Raw genomic sequence first — 14225 nt, 5'->3', positions numbered from 1 at the left:
CCGCGCCCCCTCCGGCGGTCGTCGCGCGGTGCGTCCTGCGCACCCGCACGTCCCTCAGTATGGCTAAATAATAATGAGTGCATTTTTTTTTAAACTACAACCCACCCACAGTGGGCGATGACCCGTCCACTCGACGACCGGCCGCCCCGTGCTGCCACGGAAGGAGCGCAGGGATGCAAGAGAGGGCCGCCCGGACGCGGCGGACGCTGGTGTCCGCCGCCGCATGCGAGTTCGACCGCTGCGGGTACACGGGAGCGTCCCTGGTCCGCATCTCGCGGGCCGCGGGGATCTCGATGGGGGCCCTGACCTTCCACTTCCCCAACAAGGAGGAGCTCGCGGAGGTGGTCCGGGCCCAGGGGCACGAGATCACCGTGGCCGTCGTGGAACGGCTGCGGGTACGGGAGGAGGCACCGGTTCCGTCGGTCGTCGCGCTGACCCTCGCGCTCGCCGGACTGCTGGAGCAGGAGGCCTGTGTGCGCGCCGCGGCGCGGCTGACCAGGGAGCGGCCCGGGTGCGGGCCCGACTGGACATCGGCCTGGGTGCCGACGGTCCACGAACGCCTGCGGCGCCTGGGCGCGCAGGGGGACGGCTTCCGGGCGGCGGGCGGCAGGGAGTTCCAGGTGGACCCCGGCGCCGACCGGTGGGCGCTGGCCGCCCTGGCCACCCATCTCATCGCCGGCGTGGAGGCCGACGTACGGCGGCGGGCCGGCGGTGAGGAAGAGCCCGACGGGCGGACCGCCGCGCAGCTCGCCCGGATCTGGGACCTCGTCCTGAGCGGACAGGCGGACGCGACCTCGGACACTGGCACCGCCGCGGACGCCGGCACCGCCGCGGATCCGACCGCGGACAGGACCCCGGACGCCGACACCGACGGCCGCGACCGGCCGAGCGGCTCGTCCGCGCCGTAATACCGGGACGGGGGTGGTGGCCGCGGCCCGGGGGCGGGTCGGCCCGCCCCGGCGCCGCGGTCGGTTCGTTCAGGTCGTTCCCGGTCAGACCGCGCTGCAGCCGCCGTCCACGGGGACCGCGCCGCCGGTGATGAACGAGGCCTGGTCGCTGAGCAGCCAGGCGGCCGCGCGGGCCACCTCCACCGGTTCGGCGAGGCGCCGCTGCACGGCCCTGGCCGTCGAGACCTCTTCCAGGTGCGGGAGCTCGCGGATGGCGCCTTCCATCAGCTCGGTGCGGGTGGCGCCCACCATCAGGGCGTTGATCCTGATGCCGCGCTGCCCGTATTCGGCCGCCGAGGCCCGGGTCAGGCCGAGCACGGCGTGCTTGGCCGCCACGTACGGGGCGAGCGCCCCGGTGGCGAACTGGCCCGCGGTGCTGGAGGTGTTCACGATCGCCCCGCCCCTCTCCTGCCGGAGCATCACCGGGAGCTGCTGCTTCATGCAGTTCCAGACGCCGCGCACGTTGACGTCCATGATCCGGTCGTAGACGGCGTCGTCCGTCTCGTGCAGGTCGGTTCCCATCGTTCCCCACCCGGCGTTGTTGAACGCCCCGTCCAGTCCCCCGAAGGCCTCGACGGCGCGGGCGACGGCGCGTTCGGCGTCGGCCGGGACCGTCACGTCCCCGGCCACCGCCTCGGCCCGGCCGCCCCCGGCCCGTATCGCGTCGACGAGTTCGTCCAGCAGGTCCTTGCGGCGGGCCATCAGCACCACCGCCGCGCCTTCGGCGGCGAACAGCCGCGCGGCCGCCGCCCCGATGCCGCTGGAAGCCCCCGTGATCATGACGGTCCTGCCGTGGAGCATCCCCGTTGCGTGTTCCATCGTGCTCTCTCCCCGTACGTTTCCGCGTCCCCCACGGGAGCGGGTTTCCAAAGTCCTCAGGTGGCGGGCCCCCGCCCCGGTGTCAGACCGTCATGCCGTGCGGCCGCGGGCCTCGTCGAGCTCGATGCGCTTGACGGCGCTCGGCACGGCGACGGCCTGGAGCAGGAACTCCCAGATCTCCTGGACGCGCCGGGGCAGGTCCGCGTGGGCGCTCTCGACGAAGGAGTGCATCTGGGCGCCGGTACAGGCGTTGACCACCACCCGGGCGAGCGCGTCGACATCGGTCCCGGCCTTCAGCTCCCGCATGGACCGCGCGGTCCGCATGTCCTCCACGATGATCTCGGTCCACTGCCGGTGGGAGTTTTCCTCGGCCGCGGTGAACTGCTCCTGCTCCCACACCAGTCGCGCCCCCGCCCGCAGGGCCGCGCTCTCGGGGAGCTGGCACGCCCAGGTGAGCGTCACGTCCACGGCGTGCTGGAGCCCCCGCGACGCGTGCGGCGGCACCACGAGCTCGGGCTGCCCGGCCACGATGTGGCGGGCCAGCTCCCCCTTGTTGCGGAAGTGGAAGTACACCGCCCCCAAGGTCACGCCCGCCCGGTCGGCGATCTTCATCACACTGGTGCCCGCGAAGCCCTGCTCCGCGAACTCCTCGGACGCGGCCTCGATCAGCGCCGCGCGGGTCCGCTCAGCCCGTTCCTGTTTCACTGCCCGCACGGCCACGTGCCCACCCGCTCTTCATCAGATTGGACTTCACCAAAAGAAAAACATTCTCTATTTTATGCATGTCGGGTGGATCGTGGACCCCGCACGTCACCGCACCACCCGTTCTGCAAGCATTCCAGGGGGAACGTCACCATGACAGCAGGTACCAGGAACATCAGCCAACCCAGTACGGCCACTTCCCGCGCACCGCTAGAGGGCCCGGCTCTCGAATCCCTGGTCGGCAAGTCCAGGCCGAGCGAGGCGCTGGTCACCGACTGGAGCCCGGTCTCGGACACCGTCCAGCGGGTCACCGTCCGGTGGCCGCGCGACCACTCCTTCTACACGGCGAACGGGCGCTACAGCCCCCTGCTGTTCACCGAGAGCCTGCGCCAGGCGCTGGCGCTGCTGACCCGCAGCGTGCACGGCATACCCCTCACGCACCGGACCGGCTGGGAACACTTCTCCTCCCGCGTCGACCCCGACGCGCTCGCCATCACCCCCGATCCCGCGCTCGAAGCGGTGACCCTGCTGATCAGCCACCTCTCCGTGAAGCGCCGGCGCCTCGGCTCCGTCCACCTCACCTCCGAGGTCGAGGCCCTGCGCGGCGGGCGGCGGATCGGCGCCGCCGAGCTCCGCTACAGCGCCCATCCGCCCGCCGTCTACGACCGGCTGCGCGGCACCTACGCGAAGGCGGCCCAGGCCTTCGCCCGCGCGCTGCCCCTCACCCCGCCGGTGCCGGCCACCCTGGTGGGACGCGGACACGAGCGCGACGTGGTCCTCTCGCCGACGGCTTCGGACCGCGAGTGGCTGCTGCGCGTCGACGTCGACCACCCGGTCCTGTTCGACCACCCGCACGACCACATACCGGGGATGGTGCTGCTGGAGGCCGCGGTCCAGGCCGCGCACGCCTGCTCGGATCGGCCGGTGGCGGCCGTCGCCTTCGAGACCGAGTTTCACCGGTACGTCGAGTTCGACCGCCGCTGCACGGTCACGGCGGAGCCCGCCGCGCCCGACGGCGCGGGACGCGCGCGGGTACGGGTCGGCGCGACCCAGGAGGGCCGCCCGGTCTTCTCCGCGCTGGTGACCACGGCGCCGCTGCACGGCTGACGGCCGGGGCCGGTGCCGGGGCCCCGCGTCCCCCCGGGATGACGCAGGGCCCCGTACCGGCCGCGCGCGCCTCACTCCGCGCGCGGCCGGGCGGGCCGCCCGAACCAGCGGGTCAGGGCGAGCCGCAGTTCCTCGGCGTCCGCGGCCTCGCCCAGCGCGGACCAGACCGCGTAGCCGTCGGGGCGCAGCAGCAGGGCTCCGGTCCCCCAGGCGTCGCTCGCGGCGGTGGCCGTCACCACGTCCACGCGGTCGGCCCAGGGCGCGGCCAGGGTGCGCAGCCCGAGGTGGCCGGCCAGGTCCAGGAGCAGCGGGCGGCCGCCGTGCAGGAGTTCGGCCAGGGTGGTGGGGCCGTCGGGGGTCTTCAGCGGCAGGCTGGGCACGAGCCGGCCGGCCAGCGGGTCCGTGCGGCGGGCGCCCACCCCGTAGGTCACGGCGGTGCCCGTGATCATGGCGCTGAGGTGGGCGTTGACCTCGTCGAAGTGCATGAGCTCCGAGAAGAGTTCGCGCAGCGCGTCGGTGCGCGGATCGGGGTCCATCAGGGCGACCTGGGCCCGTACGTTGTGCAGGACGGCGGCCGCGATGGGGTGGCGTTCGCTCTGGTAGGTGTCGAGCAGTCCGGCGGGCGCCCAGCCCCGGATCTCGGCGGCGAGCTTCCAGCCGAGGTTGATCGCGTCCTGCAGGCCCAGGTTCACGCCCTGGCCGCCGGCCGGGAAGTGCACGTGGGCGGCGTCGCCCGCGAGGAAGACGCGGCCCTTGCGGTACAGCTCCGCCTGGAGCGAGGCGTCGCTGAACCGGGAGATCCAGGCGGGGCTGTCCATCGGGACGGGCCGGCCCGCGATGCGCTCGACCTCGCCGCGGAGCTCGTCGATGGTGACGGGCGCGTGCCGGTCCTGGTGCGGGCCCCTGAAGTCGTAGGTGCACACGCGGCTCAGCCCGTACGGGTTGGTCCACAGCAGCGTCCAGCCGCGCGGGGTGCGCTGCCAGCCGCCGGGGGCCCCCGCCGGGTCGAGCAGCCGTACCTCGCCCATGAGCGCCGCGACGGTCGGCCCGGCTCCCAGGAAGCGGATGCCGCTCAGTTTGCGCACGGCGCTGCGCGCGCCGTCGGCGCCGACGACCCAGCGGGCGGTGAGGGTGCGTTCGGCGCCCCGCGGCGAGCGGACGCGCAGGCTCACGTGGTCGGCGTGCTCCTCCAGGCCGACGAGTTCGGCGCCGGGTACCACCTGCGCGCCGAGCCGGGCGGCGTCCCGCGCGAAGACCTCCTGCGCCCAGGCCTGCGGGCTGCCCACGATCACCGGGCCCTCCTCGACGACCTGTGACAGGTCGAGGTCGAAGAGGGCGCCGAAGTGGAAGCCGACCGGGCCCCGGACGGCGCGCGACGCCACGTGGCGGCCCGGCTGTACGGCGTCCAGCAGTCCGCGGCGGTCCAGCGTCTGCGCGGTGCGGGCGTGCAGGGTGCTCGCCTTGGAGATGCCGTTCGGCTCCGCCAGCTGTTCCAGCACGGTCACGCCGATGCCGAGCAGGGCCAGTTCGCGGGCGAGCAGGGTGCCGACCGGCCCGCCGCCGACCACGGCCACCTCCGTGTCGACGCCGGCTGTCGCGGTGTCCTGTCCGGCATCCATGGGTGCCTCCCTCATCGGCGCTGCTTTCAAGGAGGTAACACCGCCGGGGGCGGGGGAGTTGCCGCACCGGCGGGCGGCCGCGGGCCCCGCGGCGGCTTGGCTCGATCCTTCAGCGGCCCTTGCGAGAGTGCAGCCATGAGACAGAGCTGTCGCGAACGAAGGGGCGTGTCATGACGAGCATGCCGCTGACCGGGAAGGCACTGCGCATGGCGCGGTTGTCCCGCCGAGGTGACGGCCGGTATCTGTTCATCCCGCTCGATCACTCTGTTTCCGACGGGCCGATCGTCAGAGCAGCGGGATTCGCCGACCTCGTCGCGGACATCGCGGGAGGCGGCGCGGACGCCGTCGTCGTGCACAAGGGCAGGGCCCGGATGATCCCTCCGGCCCTGCTGACCGACACAGGGCTCGTGGTGCACCTCAGCGCCAGCACCAACCACGGCCCGGACGTCAACGCGAAGGTCCTCGTCGGAGACGTCGAGGAGTGCGTACGACTGGGCGCGGACGCCGTCAGCGTCCACGTCAACATCGGTTCGGACACCGAGGCCGAGCAGCTGAGCGACCTCGGGACCGTGGCGGCAGCCTGCGAACGCTGGGGCATGCCGCTGGTGGCCATGATCTATCCACGCGGGCCCCGGGTGACCGACCCCACCCGTCCCGATCTCATAGCGCACGTGGTGGGCATCGCCGCCGATCTCGGCGTCGACATCGTCAAGACGGTCCTCGCGGCCCCGCCGGAGCGGATGGCGGAGGTGGTCGAGAGTTCCCCTCTGCCGATCATCGTCGCCGGCGGCGGCGGGTCCGAGGAGAGCCTCACCGCGTTCGCCGTGTCGGCGATGGCCAACGGCTGTGCCGGTCTGGCCGTCGGCCGTCGCGTGTTCAACAGCCCTTCCCCGAAGCAAGCGGTCCAGAAGCTGGCCGCGATCATCCACGGCCATGGGCTCGCGGGCGAGCCCGAGCCTCATCCCGAACTGGCAGGTGCCTTGTGAAATTCGCCTGGATCGACCTCCGCTCCGTCCCCGCCGCCCACCGCGAGGCGGTCATCGACGCGGCCGTCCACGCCCGGGTCGACGGCATCGTCGGCAGCGACCCCGAGGTGCTGGCCACGCTGCCCACCACGGTCAAGCGCATCCTGATCGGCGCCGAACGCCCCGAGAACCAGGGCCTCGACGACCTGATCGTGCTACGCGAGGTGACCGGAAACGACCAGCTCAACGAGTTGCGCTCCCGCCACCAGGCGGGCGAGAAGGACATCGCCGGGCTGGTGAACGTCACCGACGACCCGACCCTGACGCTGGCCTGTGACACGGCGATCGCGCTGCCGTACACGGTGGTCCAGTTCAAGGACCCGACGAAGATCCCGCTGGAGATCGTGATCGCCGCGGCGGACCGCGCCCCGGGCCAGCTGATCTGCCAGGCCGACAACCTGGAAGAGGCCAAGGTCATCATCGACGTCCTGGAGAAGGGCTCGGAGGGCGTCCTGCTCTCCCCGCGCAACTCCAACGACGTCTTCGAGCTCGTCGAGGCCCTGCGGGTCAAGACGCCCGACCTGAACCTGACCACGCTGACGGTCGACTCGATCGAGCACCTGGGTCTGGGCGACCGGGTCTGCATCGACACCACCTCGCACTTCGAGAAGGACGAGGGGATGCTCATCGGCAGCTACGCGCACGGGTACATCCTGTGCGTCAGCGAGACGCACCCGCTGCCCTACATGCCGACCCGTCCGTTCCGCATCAACGCGGGCGCCCTGCACAGCTACGTCTTCGGGCAGGACAACCGGACGAACTACCTGAGCGAGCTGAAGGCCGGCAGCCCGGTCCTCGCCGTGGGCGCCGACGGCCGTACCCGCCGCATCGTCGTCGGCCGGATCAAGCTCGAGTCGCGTCCGCTGCTGAGCATCAAGGCCACGTCCCCCGAGGGCGTCGAGGTCAACCTCATCGTGCAGGACGACTGGCACGTCCGGGTCCTCGGCCCCGGCGCGAGCGTCCTGAACGTGACGGAGCTCAAGCAGGGCGACAAGGTGCTCGGCCACGTCGCCACCGACAAGCGCCACGTCGGCTGGCCCGTGGGCGAGTTCTGCGTCGAGAAGTAAGCCCGCATACGCCGGCCCCCGGAGAGACGATGAGCGACGATGGCTGGTGGGGCGCCGAACTCCTCGCCGCCGCTGCCCCAGGAGCGGACTGGGCGCGGGCGGACGACGCGGTGTCCTTCGCGACCCTTCGCGTCCGGACCGCACGGCTGGCCCGGACCCTGACCTTCCACGGGATCCGCCCGGGGGCCTCCGTGGCCCTGCACGGATCGCCGAGCTTCACCCACCTGTGGGCGGTCTTCGCCCTGTGGTCGATCGGCGCGCAGGTGATCCTGCTGGAGCCTTCCCTGGGTCGTGCGGAGCGGGAGGCGCTGCTGGAACTGAGCGATCCCCAGTACGTGGTGACCCTGGGCGCGCTGCGCCGCGAGGAGGACGTGTTCGTCCCCGAGTGCGAGGTCCTGGTGCGGCCGAGGCCGGGCGGCCGGGCACCGCGCACGGACCACTGCCTGGTCCAGTTCTCCTCCGGCACCACGGGCCGCCCCAAGGCGGCGGGCCGCACCGCCGACTCGCTGCTGACCGAGGTGCACCGGCTCGGCCGGCTGCCGCTGATGCCCCGGGCCGGCGAGCGGGTGGCCGTACTGGAGCCGGTGGCCCACTCGTTCGCGCTGATCGGCGGGGTGCTCCACGCCCTGGCGGCCGGGGCGTGCGTGGTGTTCCCGGCCTCCGGGGACCCGGGCGCGCTCGTCGCCGCGGCGCGGCGCAGCGAAGTCGTCCTGGGCCGCCCGGACCACTTCGCGCTGCTCGCCGGCGCCCCCGCCGGGGTGCGCCTGCCGCGGCTGCGCCTCGCCGTGTCCGGCGGGGACGCGCTGGCCGGCGAGACGGCCGGGGCCTTCGCCCGGCGCTACGGCGTCCTCGTCGGCCAGGCCTACGGCACGACGGAGACGGGCATCGTGGCCACGGACCTCGCGGGCACGCACGGTCCCGGGACGCTCGGCGTGCCGGTGCCCGGCGTGCGCACCCGGATCGCGGGCGGAGTCCTCCAGGTACGGGCCGCGCGCTCCCCCTATCCCTACGAGGCCTCGCCGCTCGACGGCGGCTGGCTCTCCACCCACGACCTGGTCGCCCGCGATCCGGCGACGGGCGCGCTGCGGCTGCGCGGGCGGGCCGGGCGGACCGCCTCGGGCGCCGACCTCCTGGACATCGAGGCGGTGCTGCGGGCCCACCGGCACGTCACCGACGCGGTGGTGCTGGGCGGCCCGGATCCCGTCGAGGCCCACGTCGCCGGCACCGAGGAGCTGCGTCCGGCCGAACTGTCCGACTGGTGCCGCCGGTTCCTCGGCGAGCACTCCGCGCCCCGGCGCTTCCACGTGGTGCCCGAGCTGGCCCGCTCCGCCAGCGGCAAGGTGCTGCGCGACCGGGCCCGGCTGCACGCCCGGGGCTGGGCGCCCCCGCCGGGCCCCACGGGAAGGAGGCGGTGATGCGCGTGCTGACCGTTCCCCCGGCGGTACGGCCCGACGCGGCGGCCGCCGGCGGCGTTATTTCCGGCGCTGCCATCTCAGGCGCCGGGACCTCAGGCGCCGGGACCTCAGGCGCCGGGACCTCAGGCGCCACGACCTCCGGCGCCGCGACGTCCGGCGGCGCCGCGACGTCCGCGTACGAGACCGACGAGGAGCGCTGGCGGGCGGTGCGGGACGGGGACGGGGCGGCGGACGGGAAGTTCTACTACGTCGTGCGGACGACCGGCATCTACAGCCGGCCGTCGTGCGTGGCGCGCCTCGCGCGCCGGGAGAACGTCGAGTTCCACTCCTCGCTGGAGGAGGTCCGCGCCCTGGGCTACCGCCCGTGCCGGCGCTGCCATCCGGACGAGCCCGAGCTGAACCGCTACTACGCCGACACCGTCGCCCGCGCCTGTCTGCTGATGGACGGGGCGCTGACGCCCCCCAACCTGGACGCCGTGGCCCGGTCGGCCGGCTACAGCCGCTTCCACTTCCACCGCATGTTCAAGTCCCTGACGGGCGTGACCCCGTACGCCTACTGGACGGCCGTGCGCGCCCGGCGGGTCCGCGCCGAGCTCATCGGCGCCCGGACCGTCTCCGACGCCATCTACCAGGCCGGTTTCAATTCCAACGGGCAGTTCTACGCCGCCTCCTCGGCGATCCTCGGCATGACCCCGCAGGAGTTCCGCGCGGGCGGCGCCGGGGTGCGCATCCGGTCGGCGGTGGGCACCACGTCGCTGGGCCCGGTGCTGGTCGCCGCCACCGCCAAGGGCGTGTGCGCCGTGCTCTCGGACGCCGGGGGCGGCCCGGACGCCGCGCGGCTGCGCGCCCGCCTGACGGCCCTCTTCCCGCACGCCTGCCACGACGAGGACGACCCGGCCCTCGGGGAACTCGTCGCACAGGCCCTGTCCCGCGCCGAACTCCCCGACTCGGGCCGCGAGTTGCTACCCCCCACCGCCCTGCGGACATGCCTGCGGGAACGAATCCGCCAGGAACTCACCCCGCTACCCACCCCCCACCCCACGGCAAAACCCGACCCACTCCCCACCCTCCGGGCGGGCTGAGCTCCGTACCCGTCGAGGCCCGTCGCCCGTCATCGGGACGGCGGGGCTCGACGGACTCGACGGACTCGACGGAAACCCGAGCAATTCGGGTCGCCCCCGTGCGGGAGAGGGGCAGGTCGTCAGGCGCGGCAGCGCAGCATTTCCAGCGGGGGGTTGGCGTAGAGGTCCGCCCAGTGGTCCGCGCCGAACGTGCGTACGCCGGCCTCGGACACCTCCACCGGGACCCAGGTCAGCTCACTGAAACCGGCCGCCTTCAGGCAGTCCTCGTAGACCTCGCGGCGCGGGCGGTTGGCGACGAAGGAGACGGGCGGGTCGAGCAGCGCCGTGGTCCGGACCTGCGGTCCGGTCTCGACCTCGTCGCCGGTGAGCTCGCTGCGGAAGCCGTACCTCTCCGGGGACGGCCCGTCGAATCGGAAGTCGGGCGACTGGTTGAGCAGGAACAGCTCGGCACCGGGCTTCAGGCTCCGGTGGATGTTGCGGCACATCAGCTCGGTGGTGGCGATGTCCGGCGCGTAGTTGAGCAGCTGGACCGCCAGGCCCACGTCGAAGGGCTGCTCGAAGGTCCGCAGCGCGGACACGTCGCCGACCTCGTAGCGCACGCCCAGCGGATCGTGCTCCTCCAGCTTCTGTGCCACGGCGACCATCTCGCCGGAGATGTCGATGCCGAGCACGTCCGTGGCGCCGCGCCGCTTGAACTCACGGCTGTAGAAGCCGGTGCCGGAGGCCAGGTCGAGGACCGACTTGCCGCGCACGTCCCCGACCAGGGCGAGGAAACCGGGCACCACCGCGTACTGCTCCAGAGGCAGGGCCTTGAACCCCTCGTACGCCTCACCGATCTCGTCGTACTGCTGCTGCGCACTCATCGTGCCGTCCTCCCCGTGTGTTTCACCATGTCATCGGCGCCGGCCGCCGGCGATCGGGGCGGCCCCGGCCTCTGGCTGGCAGTCTCTCCCAACCTGGCAGGCCATCAGGCTTGGCGGAAACCACGAAAATGACGACACCGCCCCGGCCTCCCACACAGGCGGGCCTGCGGTTTCGACCGGGGGAGGGAGGGGCTGGGCCTAGCCCGCCACGGGGATGACGAAGCCCCGGGTGGGGCCCTGCGCACGGGCGACGGCGGCGAGGGTGTCGGTGGTGATGTCGCGACGGCTGTCGGGGTCGGCTTCGTCGTACACCGCCCAGGTGCCCGCGGGGTTCTCCGGATCCTGCGGCGCGACGACCCCCCGGATGCCGAACCGTCGTAGCGTGATGTCCAACTGCCGGGCTTCTTCCGCGTCCATCGCCCTCACCTCTCCGTCGTGCGTGGCTGGGAGCCTAAGTGCCGTCGCCACCGTGCGTCGCACAGTTCCCCGGGTTGATCGGCCCGCAGCCGCCGGGTACCGGAGTGTGCGAGCAGTTCGCGGCGACGGATATGAGGGCCTTGCTCGGGCCCGTCCACAGTCCGGCGTCGGGCGTGTACCCGGCCCGCTCGATCAGCGCGATCGTGCGGGTCATGACGTCGGGGTCGTGGCGGGACGGGTCGGGCCGCTCGGGGAAGTGGTGGACGAACCGGCCGAGCCGCCGGCAGAGCCTGGCGTACAGATGGGTGTGGAGGATGAGGGCGTGCCAGCCCTCGTCGACCTCACGGGTCGGGGCGATGCTCACCGTGGGGAACCGGGCTGCCGCGGCGGTGAATTTGAGGGCCTCGACGACGATCCGGGAAGCCGTGGAGACGTCCATGCCCGGGTTGTTGTCGAGGACGGTCTGGAGCACCCCGTTGAACTCGGCGTCGCCGAGCAGCGCGCGCGGGTTCGCGGCCGTGCCTGCGGTCGAGGGCTTCGGGTCTCCGGGCCGGGTGATGCACGGCGGTGGGGGCGTGGGACTGGACATGTGTCTCCCCGGTCGTTTGCAGGAGGTGCGGGTCAGTGGATGCCGACGAGGATGGCGGTGAGGAGGCCGAGCACGATCAGTGCGTAGAGGAGCTGGCGGGCGGGCTCGTTCACCGGGCGCCGGCCCGGCGCTGCTGCTCGTCGAGTGTCGACGCCATCGCCCGGATGATGCGGGCGAGGCCGCGGGCGTGGTTCCAGTTCGCGTGATCGCCGTGGCCCAGCGGGCCCGCGTCGAGGAAGTACGTCCACTCGGCCAGGGCGGCTCCCGCGCGCTCGGTCCGTAGACCCGCCGGGATCCGCGACACCGCGGCGTACAGCTCCTGGCCGGCGGTGATGAGGTCGTCGACCAGGTGCGCCACGCCCCGGGCATCGGGCCGTTGGTCGTAGGGGGCCAGCGCCCTCCGTACGAGCTCCTCGATCATTTGGGCCTGGGGCATCATGCCGTTGCTCCCTACCGTCGTCAGCGGGTGGTGAGAGACACCATGGACCCATGGAAGTCCCATTACGAGGACTTTCAAGCGGTCTTTCCGAGCCCTCGAATAGGGCTTTGGGGCTCGACCCTGGTGAACTCTGGCAGTCAAGAGGGCTTCCTGAGACAGTAGGTCAGGAAACCTAGTCACTAGGGGAGTTGGAATGATCCGACCCACCGGCAACGCGCGGTTCAGGGCGGCCCGCCAGGCCGCCGGCTACCGGACTCAGCAGGAGCTTGTCGACGCCCTCGCAGGGCGCGGGATCCACATCGGCCTGCGCCAGGCTCGCCGTTACGAGGCAGAGAACCCACCCCTGCCTCAGCCCGACGTGCGGCAAGCCCTTGTCGACCTGCTCGGCCGCCCGCTCGACGAACTCGGCTTCAATGTGCCATCCGGCACCGGGCCCCAGGCGGCGGCAAGCCTCATCGCGCCCGCGAACCGCGGCCCTCTCCGCACCCCCAGCGGACCGCAGCCAGCCACCGCCGGGGCCGACTTCCTCGCCGTGACCCGCGCGCACCGTCGGCTCTACTGGACCGTGACCCCCGCAATACTGCACCCCGCCGTCGCAGCGCACGCCACTCTCGGGAACCAGCTCCTCGAGGCAACCACAGGCCGTACGCGCCAGACCCTTGCCGCTGCCCTCGCTGAGAGCTGGCTGCTCGCGGGCCGCATCGAGTTCTTCGACCTCCGTGAACCCGACCGTGCCGGCGACACCTGGGTACGCGCTCTTCAAGCCGCCGGGGAAGCCGACGATGCCCTGCTCGGCGCCGCGGTCCTTGCCCATATGGCGTTCATCCCCGGATGGGCAGGCCAGCACCCGGCCGCGAAAGAGCGCATGATCGCAGCCCGAACCTACGCCCGACGCGGACAGGCCGGCGGCCACTTCGTGGCCTGGCTCGACGCCGTCGAGGCGGAGTGCGCCACCCGCTGCGGAGACGCGCGAGCAGCCCTCAACCTGATCGCTCACGGGGAGACAGTCGTCGAGGGCACCGACAGCCAGCCCACGCCCGAGTGGATGGACTGGTTCAGCCCGATCCGGCTCGCCGCCTTCAAGGGCAACGTGCAGCTGACTGCCGGGCACCTGCCGCAAGCCCGCGAGACGCTCCTTCACGTGCTGGCCGAGCTACCGGGCGATGCCGACAAACAGCGCACGGTCATCCTCGGTGACCTTGGTGCGGTGGAGGCCGCCGCCGGCCGCCCGGAGGACGCGGCCCGGTACGCCCTGCGCGCGCTGGAGCTGCTGGAAACCCATTGGTACGCCACAGGGTTGGAGCGGGTCCGTGAGGTGCGGCGTGCACTCGGCCCGTGGGAGCACGAGCAGTACGTCCGCGACCTCGACGACCGGCTCTACGGCTGGGGGGCCGTCGTTAGCGCGCTCGCTTGTTGAACTCGGCGATGCGGGGGGAGAGCTCGGCGAGGCTCTCGATGCGGAAGGTCGGCAGTTCGCGGGCCTCGACAGTGTCCCACTGGATGGTGGCCCACGGGCCCCGGCGGACGAGCGCGGTACGCATCCCGGCTTGCTTGCCGGGGCGGAGGTCGTTGTCGACGCGGTCGCCGACGTAGAGGATCTCCGACGGTTCGGCGGGGACGACCGCGGCGACGCGCTCGAAGAACTCGGGGTCCGGCTTCGAGGCACCCCAATCGTCCGAGGTGCCGATCAGGTCCACGTCCTTCGCGAACAGCTCGCGCAGAAGCCCGCCTGCGCGCACGGTCTGGTTCCCGGCGATCCCGAGCCACAGTCCGTCCGCACGGAGCTGCGCGAGGGCGGGCCGAGCGTCCGGGTAGAGGTCGTCCTCGCCGAACCACTCGGGCTTGCCGGCCGCGGCCCGCGCCTCCCGTTCGGCGGCCAGGTCGAACCCGGGCTTGAAGGGCTCGAAAACCTCGCGGTAGTCGCGTCCTTGGGCGATCACGGCGCCGAACATGGCCGCGAACGTGTGCCGGGGCACTCCGAGCCAGTCGGCCCACGTGCCGTACTCCCGGGTCTCGTCCACGAGGCACTCACCGACATCGAACACCACAGCGCGAATCGTCATGTGGAGAGCCTAGCCACGGCCCCGGACGCACGGGACGCCCCTCCCGCCCGTGCGGGAGGGGCGTACTTGCC

15 protein-coding genes are annotated in these 14225 nt (G+C 72.7%); 7 read left to right on the top strand and 8 right to left on the bottom strand.

All coding sequences use genetic code 11. The features are described 5' to 3' along the window. Window positions 1-173 precede the first annotated feature (173 nt). Window positions 174-908 carry a TetR/AcrR family transcriptional regulator gene (locus J7E97_RS14595; protein ID WP_215026971.1) on the top strand — a complete coding sequence of 245 codons (735 nt, stop codon included), beginning with the start codon at window positions 174-176 and terminating at the stop codon, window positions 906-908. Between the two features lie 84 nt (window positions 909-992). Here the strand turns inward: J7E97_RS14595 and J7E97_RS14590 are convergent, their stop codons facing one another. Then, the gene (locus J7E97_RS14590) at window positions 993-1766 is read right to left on the bottom strand and encodes a glucose 1-dehydrogenase (protein ID WP_285428194.1); all 774 of its coding nucleotides are present in this window, start codon (window positions 1764-1766) and stop codon (window positions 993-995) included. A 90-nt stretch (window positions 1767-1856) separates the two neighbouring features. Beyond that, complete coding sequence (locus tag J7E97_RS14585) at window positions 1857-2471, bottom strand: ScbR family autoregulator-binding transcription factor (RefSeq protein ID WP_308346502.1); 615 nt, start codon at window positions 2469-2471, stop codon at window positions 1857-1859. A 150-nt stretch (window positions 2472-2621) separates the two neighbouring features. On the opposite strand from J7E97_RS14585, the gene J7E97_RS14580 reads away from it, so the two are divergent. Continuing rightward, entirely contained in the window at window positions 2622-3575 is a 954-nt protein-coding gene (locus J7E97_RS14580; RefSeq protein ID WP_215026966.1) for a ScbA/BarX family gamma-butyrolactone biosynthesis protein, read from the top strand. Window positions 3576-3646: 71 nt separating this feature from the next. Here J7E97_RS14580 and J7E97_RS14575 read toward each other — a convergent pair whose 3' ends face one another. Beyond that, the gene (locus tag J7E97_RS14575) at window positions 3647-5194 is read right to left on the bottom strand and encodes an FAD-dependent monooxygenase (protein WP_215026963.1); all 1548 of its coding nucleotides are present in this window, start codon (window positions 5192-5194) and stop codon (window positions 3647-3649) included. Between the two features lie 179 nt (window positions 5195-5373). Here J7E97_RS14575 and J7E97_RS14570 point away from each other — a divergent pair, with 179 nt between their 5' ends. From J7E97_RS14570 to J7E97_RS14555, 4 genes are read left to right on the top strand one after another with little or no spacing between them, the layout of a single operon-like run. Beyond that, complete coding sequence (locus J7E97_RS14570) at window positions 5374-6180, top strand: 2-amino-3,7-dideoxy-D-threo-hept-6-ulosonate synthase (protein ID WP_215027037.1); 807 nt, start codon at window positions 5374-5376, stop codon at window positions 6178-6180. Further along, window positions 6177-7286 (top strand): 3-dehydroquinate synthase II, encoded by a 1110-nt coding sequence (locus J7E97_RS14565; protein ID WP_215026960.1) that lies wholly within the window; start codon window positions 6177-6179, stop codon window positions 7284-7286. The genes J7E97_RS14570 and J7E97_RS14565 overlap by 4 nt, the downstream gene beginning before the upstream one ends. Before the next feature lie 29 nt (window positions 7287-7315). Continuing rightward, window positions 7316-8701 carry a class I adenylate-forming enzyme family protein gene (locus tag J7E97_RS14560; protein ID WP_215026957.1) on the top strand — a complete coding sequence of 462 codons (1386 nt, stop codon included), beginning with the start codon at window positions 7316-7318 and terminating at the stop codon, window positions 8699-8701. Further along, window positions 8701-9783: a bifunctional transcriptional activator/DNA repair enzyme AdaA gene (locus J7E97_RS14555; RefSeq protein WP_215026954.1), complete on the top strand. Its 1083-nt coding sequence runs from the start codon at window positions 8701-8703 to the stop codon at window positions 9781-9783. Before J7E97_RS14560 ends, J7E97_RS14555 begins: the two co-directional genes overlap by 1 nt. Before the next feature lie 119 nt (window positions 9784-9902). Here the strand turns inward: J7E97_RS14555 and J7E97_RS14550 are convergent, their stop codons facing one another. From J7E97_RS14550 to J7E97_RS14535, 4 genes are all read right to left on the bottom strand, one after another. Further along, a complete protein-coding gene (locus tag J7E97_RS14550) occupies window positions 9903-10646 on the bottom strand; it encodes a class I SAM-dependent methyltransferase (RefSeq protein ID WP_215026951.1) in 744 nt (247 codons plus the stop codon). Window positions 10647-10844: 198 nt separating this feature from the next. Then, on the bottom strand, window positions 10845-11063 hold the full coding sequence (locus tag J7E97_RS14545) for a hypothetical protein (protein WP_215026948.1): 219 nt from the start codon (window positions 11061-11063) through the stop codon (window positions 10845-10847). 34 nt (window positions 11064-11097) lie between these two features. Further along, entirely contained in the window at window positions 11098-11652 is a 555-nt protein-coding gene (locus J7E97_RS14540) for a hypothetical protein (RefSeq protein ID WP_251054523.1), read from the bottom strand. A gap of 109 nt (window positions 11653-11761) precedes the next feature. Further along, window positions 11762-12091: a DUF6415 family natural product biosynthesis protein gene (locus J7E97_RS14535; RefSeq protein WP_215026944.1), complete on the bottom strand. Its 330-nt coding sequence runs from the start codon at window positions 12089-12091 to the stop codon at window positions 11762-11764. A 193-nt stretch (window positions 12092-12284) separates the two neighbouring features. Here J7E97_RS14535 and J7E97_RS14530 point away from each other — a divergent pair, with 193 nt between their 5' ends. Further along, a complete protein-coding gene (locus tag J7E97_RS14530) occupies window positions 12285-13508 on the top strand; it encodes a transcriptional regulator (RefSeq protein ID WP_215026941.1) in 1224 nt (407 codons plus the stop codon). Here J7E97_RS14530 and J7E97_RS14525 read toward each other — a convergent pair. Next, complete coding sequence (locus J7E97_RS14525) at window positions 13489-14154, bottom strand: HAD family hydrolase (protein ID WP_215026938.1); 666 nt, start codon at window positions 14152-14154, stop codon at window positions 13489-13491. The genes J7E97_RS14530 and J7E97_RS14525 overlap by 20 nt on opposite strands. Between the last annotated feature and the right edge of the window lie 71 nt (window positions 14155-14225).

Origin of the sequence: Streptomyces sp. ISL-66, assembly GCF_018614135.1 — a bacterium.
In the GTDB taxonomy this organism is placed as follows: domain Bacteria; phylum Actinomycetota; class Actinomycetes; order Streptomycetales; family Streptomycetaceae; genus Streptomyces.
The sequence above is the reverse complement of the archived record's forward strand: the minus strand, read 5'-3'. Positions and strand labels throughout refer to the sequence as shown.

Excerpts from the sequence above, each read along its gene's own strand:
- J7E97_RS14555 (WP_215026954.1), top strand. The coding sequence starts at position 8,701 with ATGCGCGTGCTGACCGTTCCCCCGGCGGTACGGCCCGACGCGGCGGCC.
- J7E97_RS14595 (WP_215026971.1), top strand. The coding sequence starts at position 174 with ATGCAAGAGAGGGCCGCCCGGACGCGGCGGACGCTGGTGTCCGCCGCC.
- J7E97_RS14575 (WP_215026963.1), bottom strand. The coding sequence starts at position 5,194 with ATGGATGCCGGACAGGACACCGCGACAGCCGGCGTCGACACGGAGGTG.
- J7E97_RS14535 (WP_215026944.1), bottom strand. The coding sequence starts at position 12,091 with ATGATGCCCCAGGCCCAAATGATCGAGGAGCTCGTACGGAGGGCGCTG.
- J7E97_RS14570 (WP_215027037.1), top strand. The coding sequence starts at position 5,374 with ATGCCGCTGACCGGGAAGGCACTGCGCATGGCGCGGTTGTCCCGCCGA.
- J7E97_RS14530 (WP_215026941.1), top strand. The coding sequence starts at position 12,285 with ATGATCCGACCCACCGGCAACGCGCGGTTCAGGGCGGCCCGCCAGGCC.
- J7E97_RS14590 (WP_285428194.1), bottom strand. The coding sequence starts at position 1,766 with ATGGAACACGCAACGGGGATGCTCCACGGCAGGACCGTCATGATCACG.
- J7E97_RS14560 (WP_215026957.1), top strand. The coding sequence starts at position 7,316 with ATGAGCGACGATGGCTGGTGGGGCGCCGAACTCCTCGCCGCCGCTGCC.
- J7E97_RS14580 (WP_215026966.1), top strand. The coding sequence starts at position 2,622 with ATGACAGCAGGTACCAGGAACATCAGCCAACCCAGTACGGCCACTTCC.
- J7E97_RS14540 (WP_251054523.1), bottom strand. The coding sequence starts at position 11,652 with ATGTCCAGTCCCACGCCCCCACCGCCGTGCATCACCCGGCCCGGAGAC.
- J7E97_RS14545 (WP_215026948.1), bottom strand. The coding sequence starts at position 11,063 with ATGGACGCGGAAGAAGCCCGGCAGTTGGACATCACGCTACGACGGTTC.
- J7E97_RS14550 (WP_215026951.1), bottom strand. The coding sequence starts at position 10,646 with ATGAGTGCGCAGCAGCAGTACGACGAGATCGGTGAGGCGTACGAGGGG.
- J7E97_RS14525 (WP_215026938.1), bottom strand. The coding sequence starts at position 14,154 with ATGACGATTCGCGCTGTGGTGTTCGATGTCGGTGAGTGCCTCGTGGAC.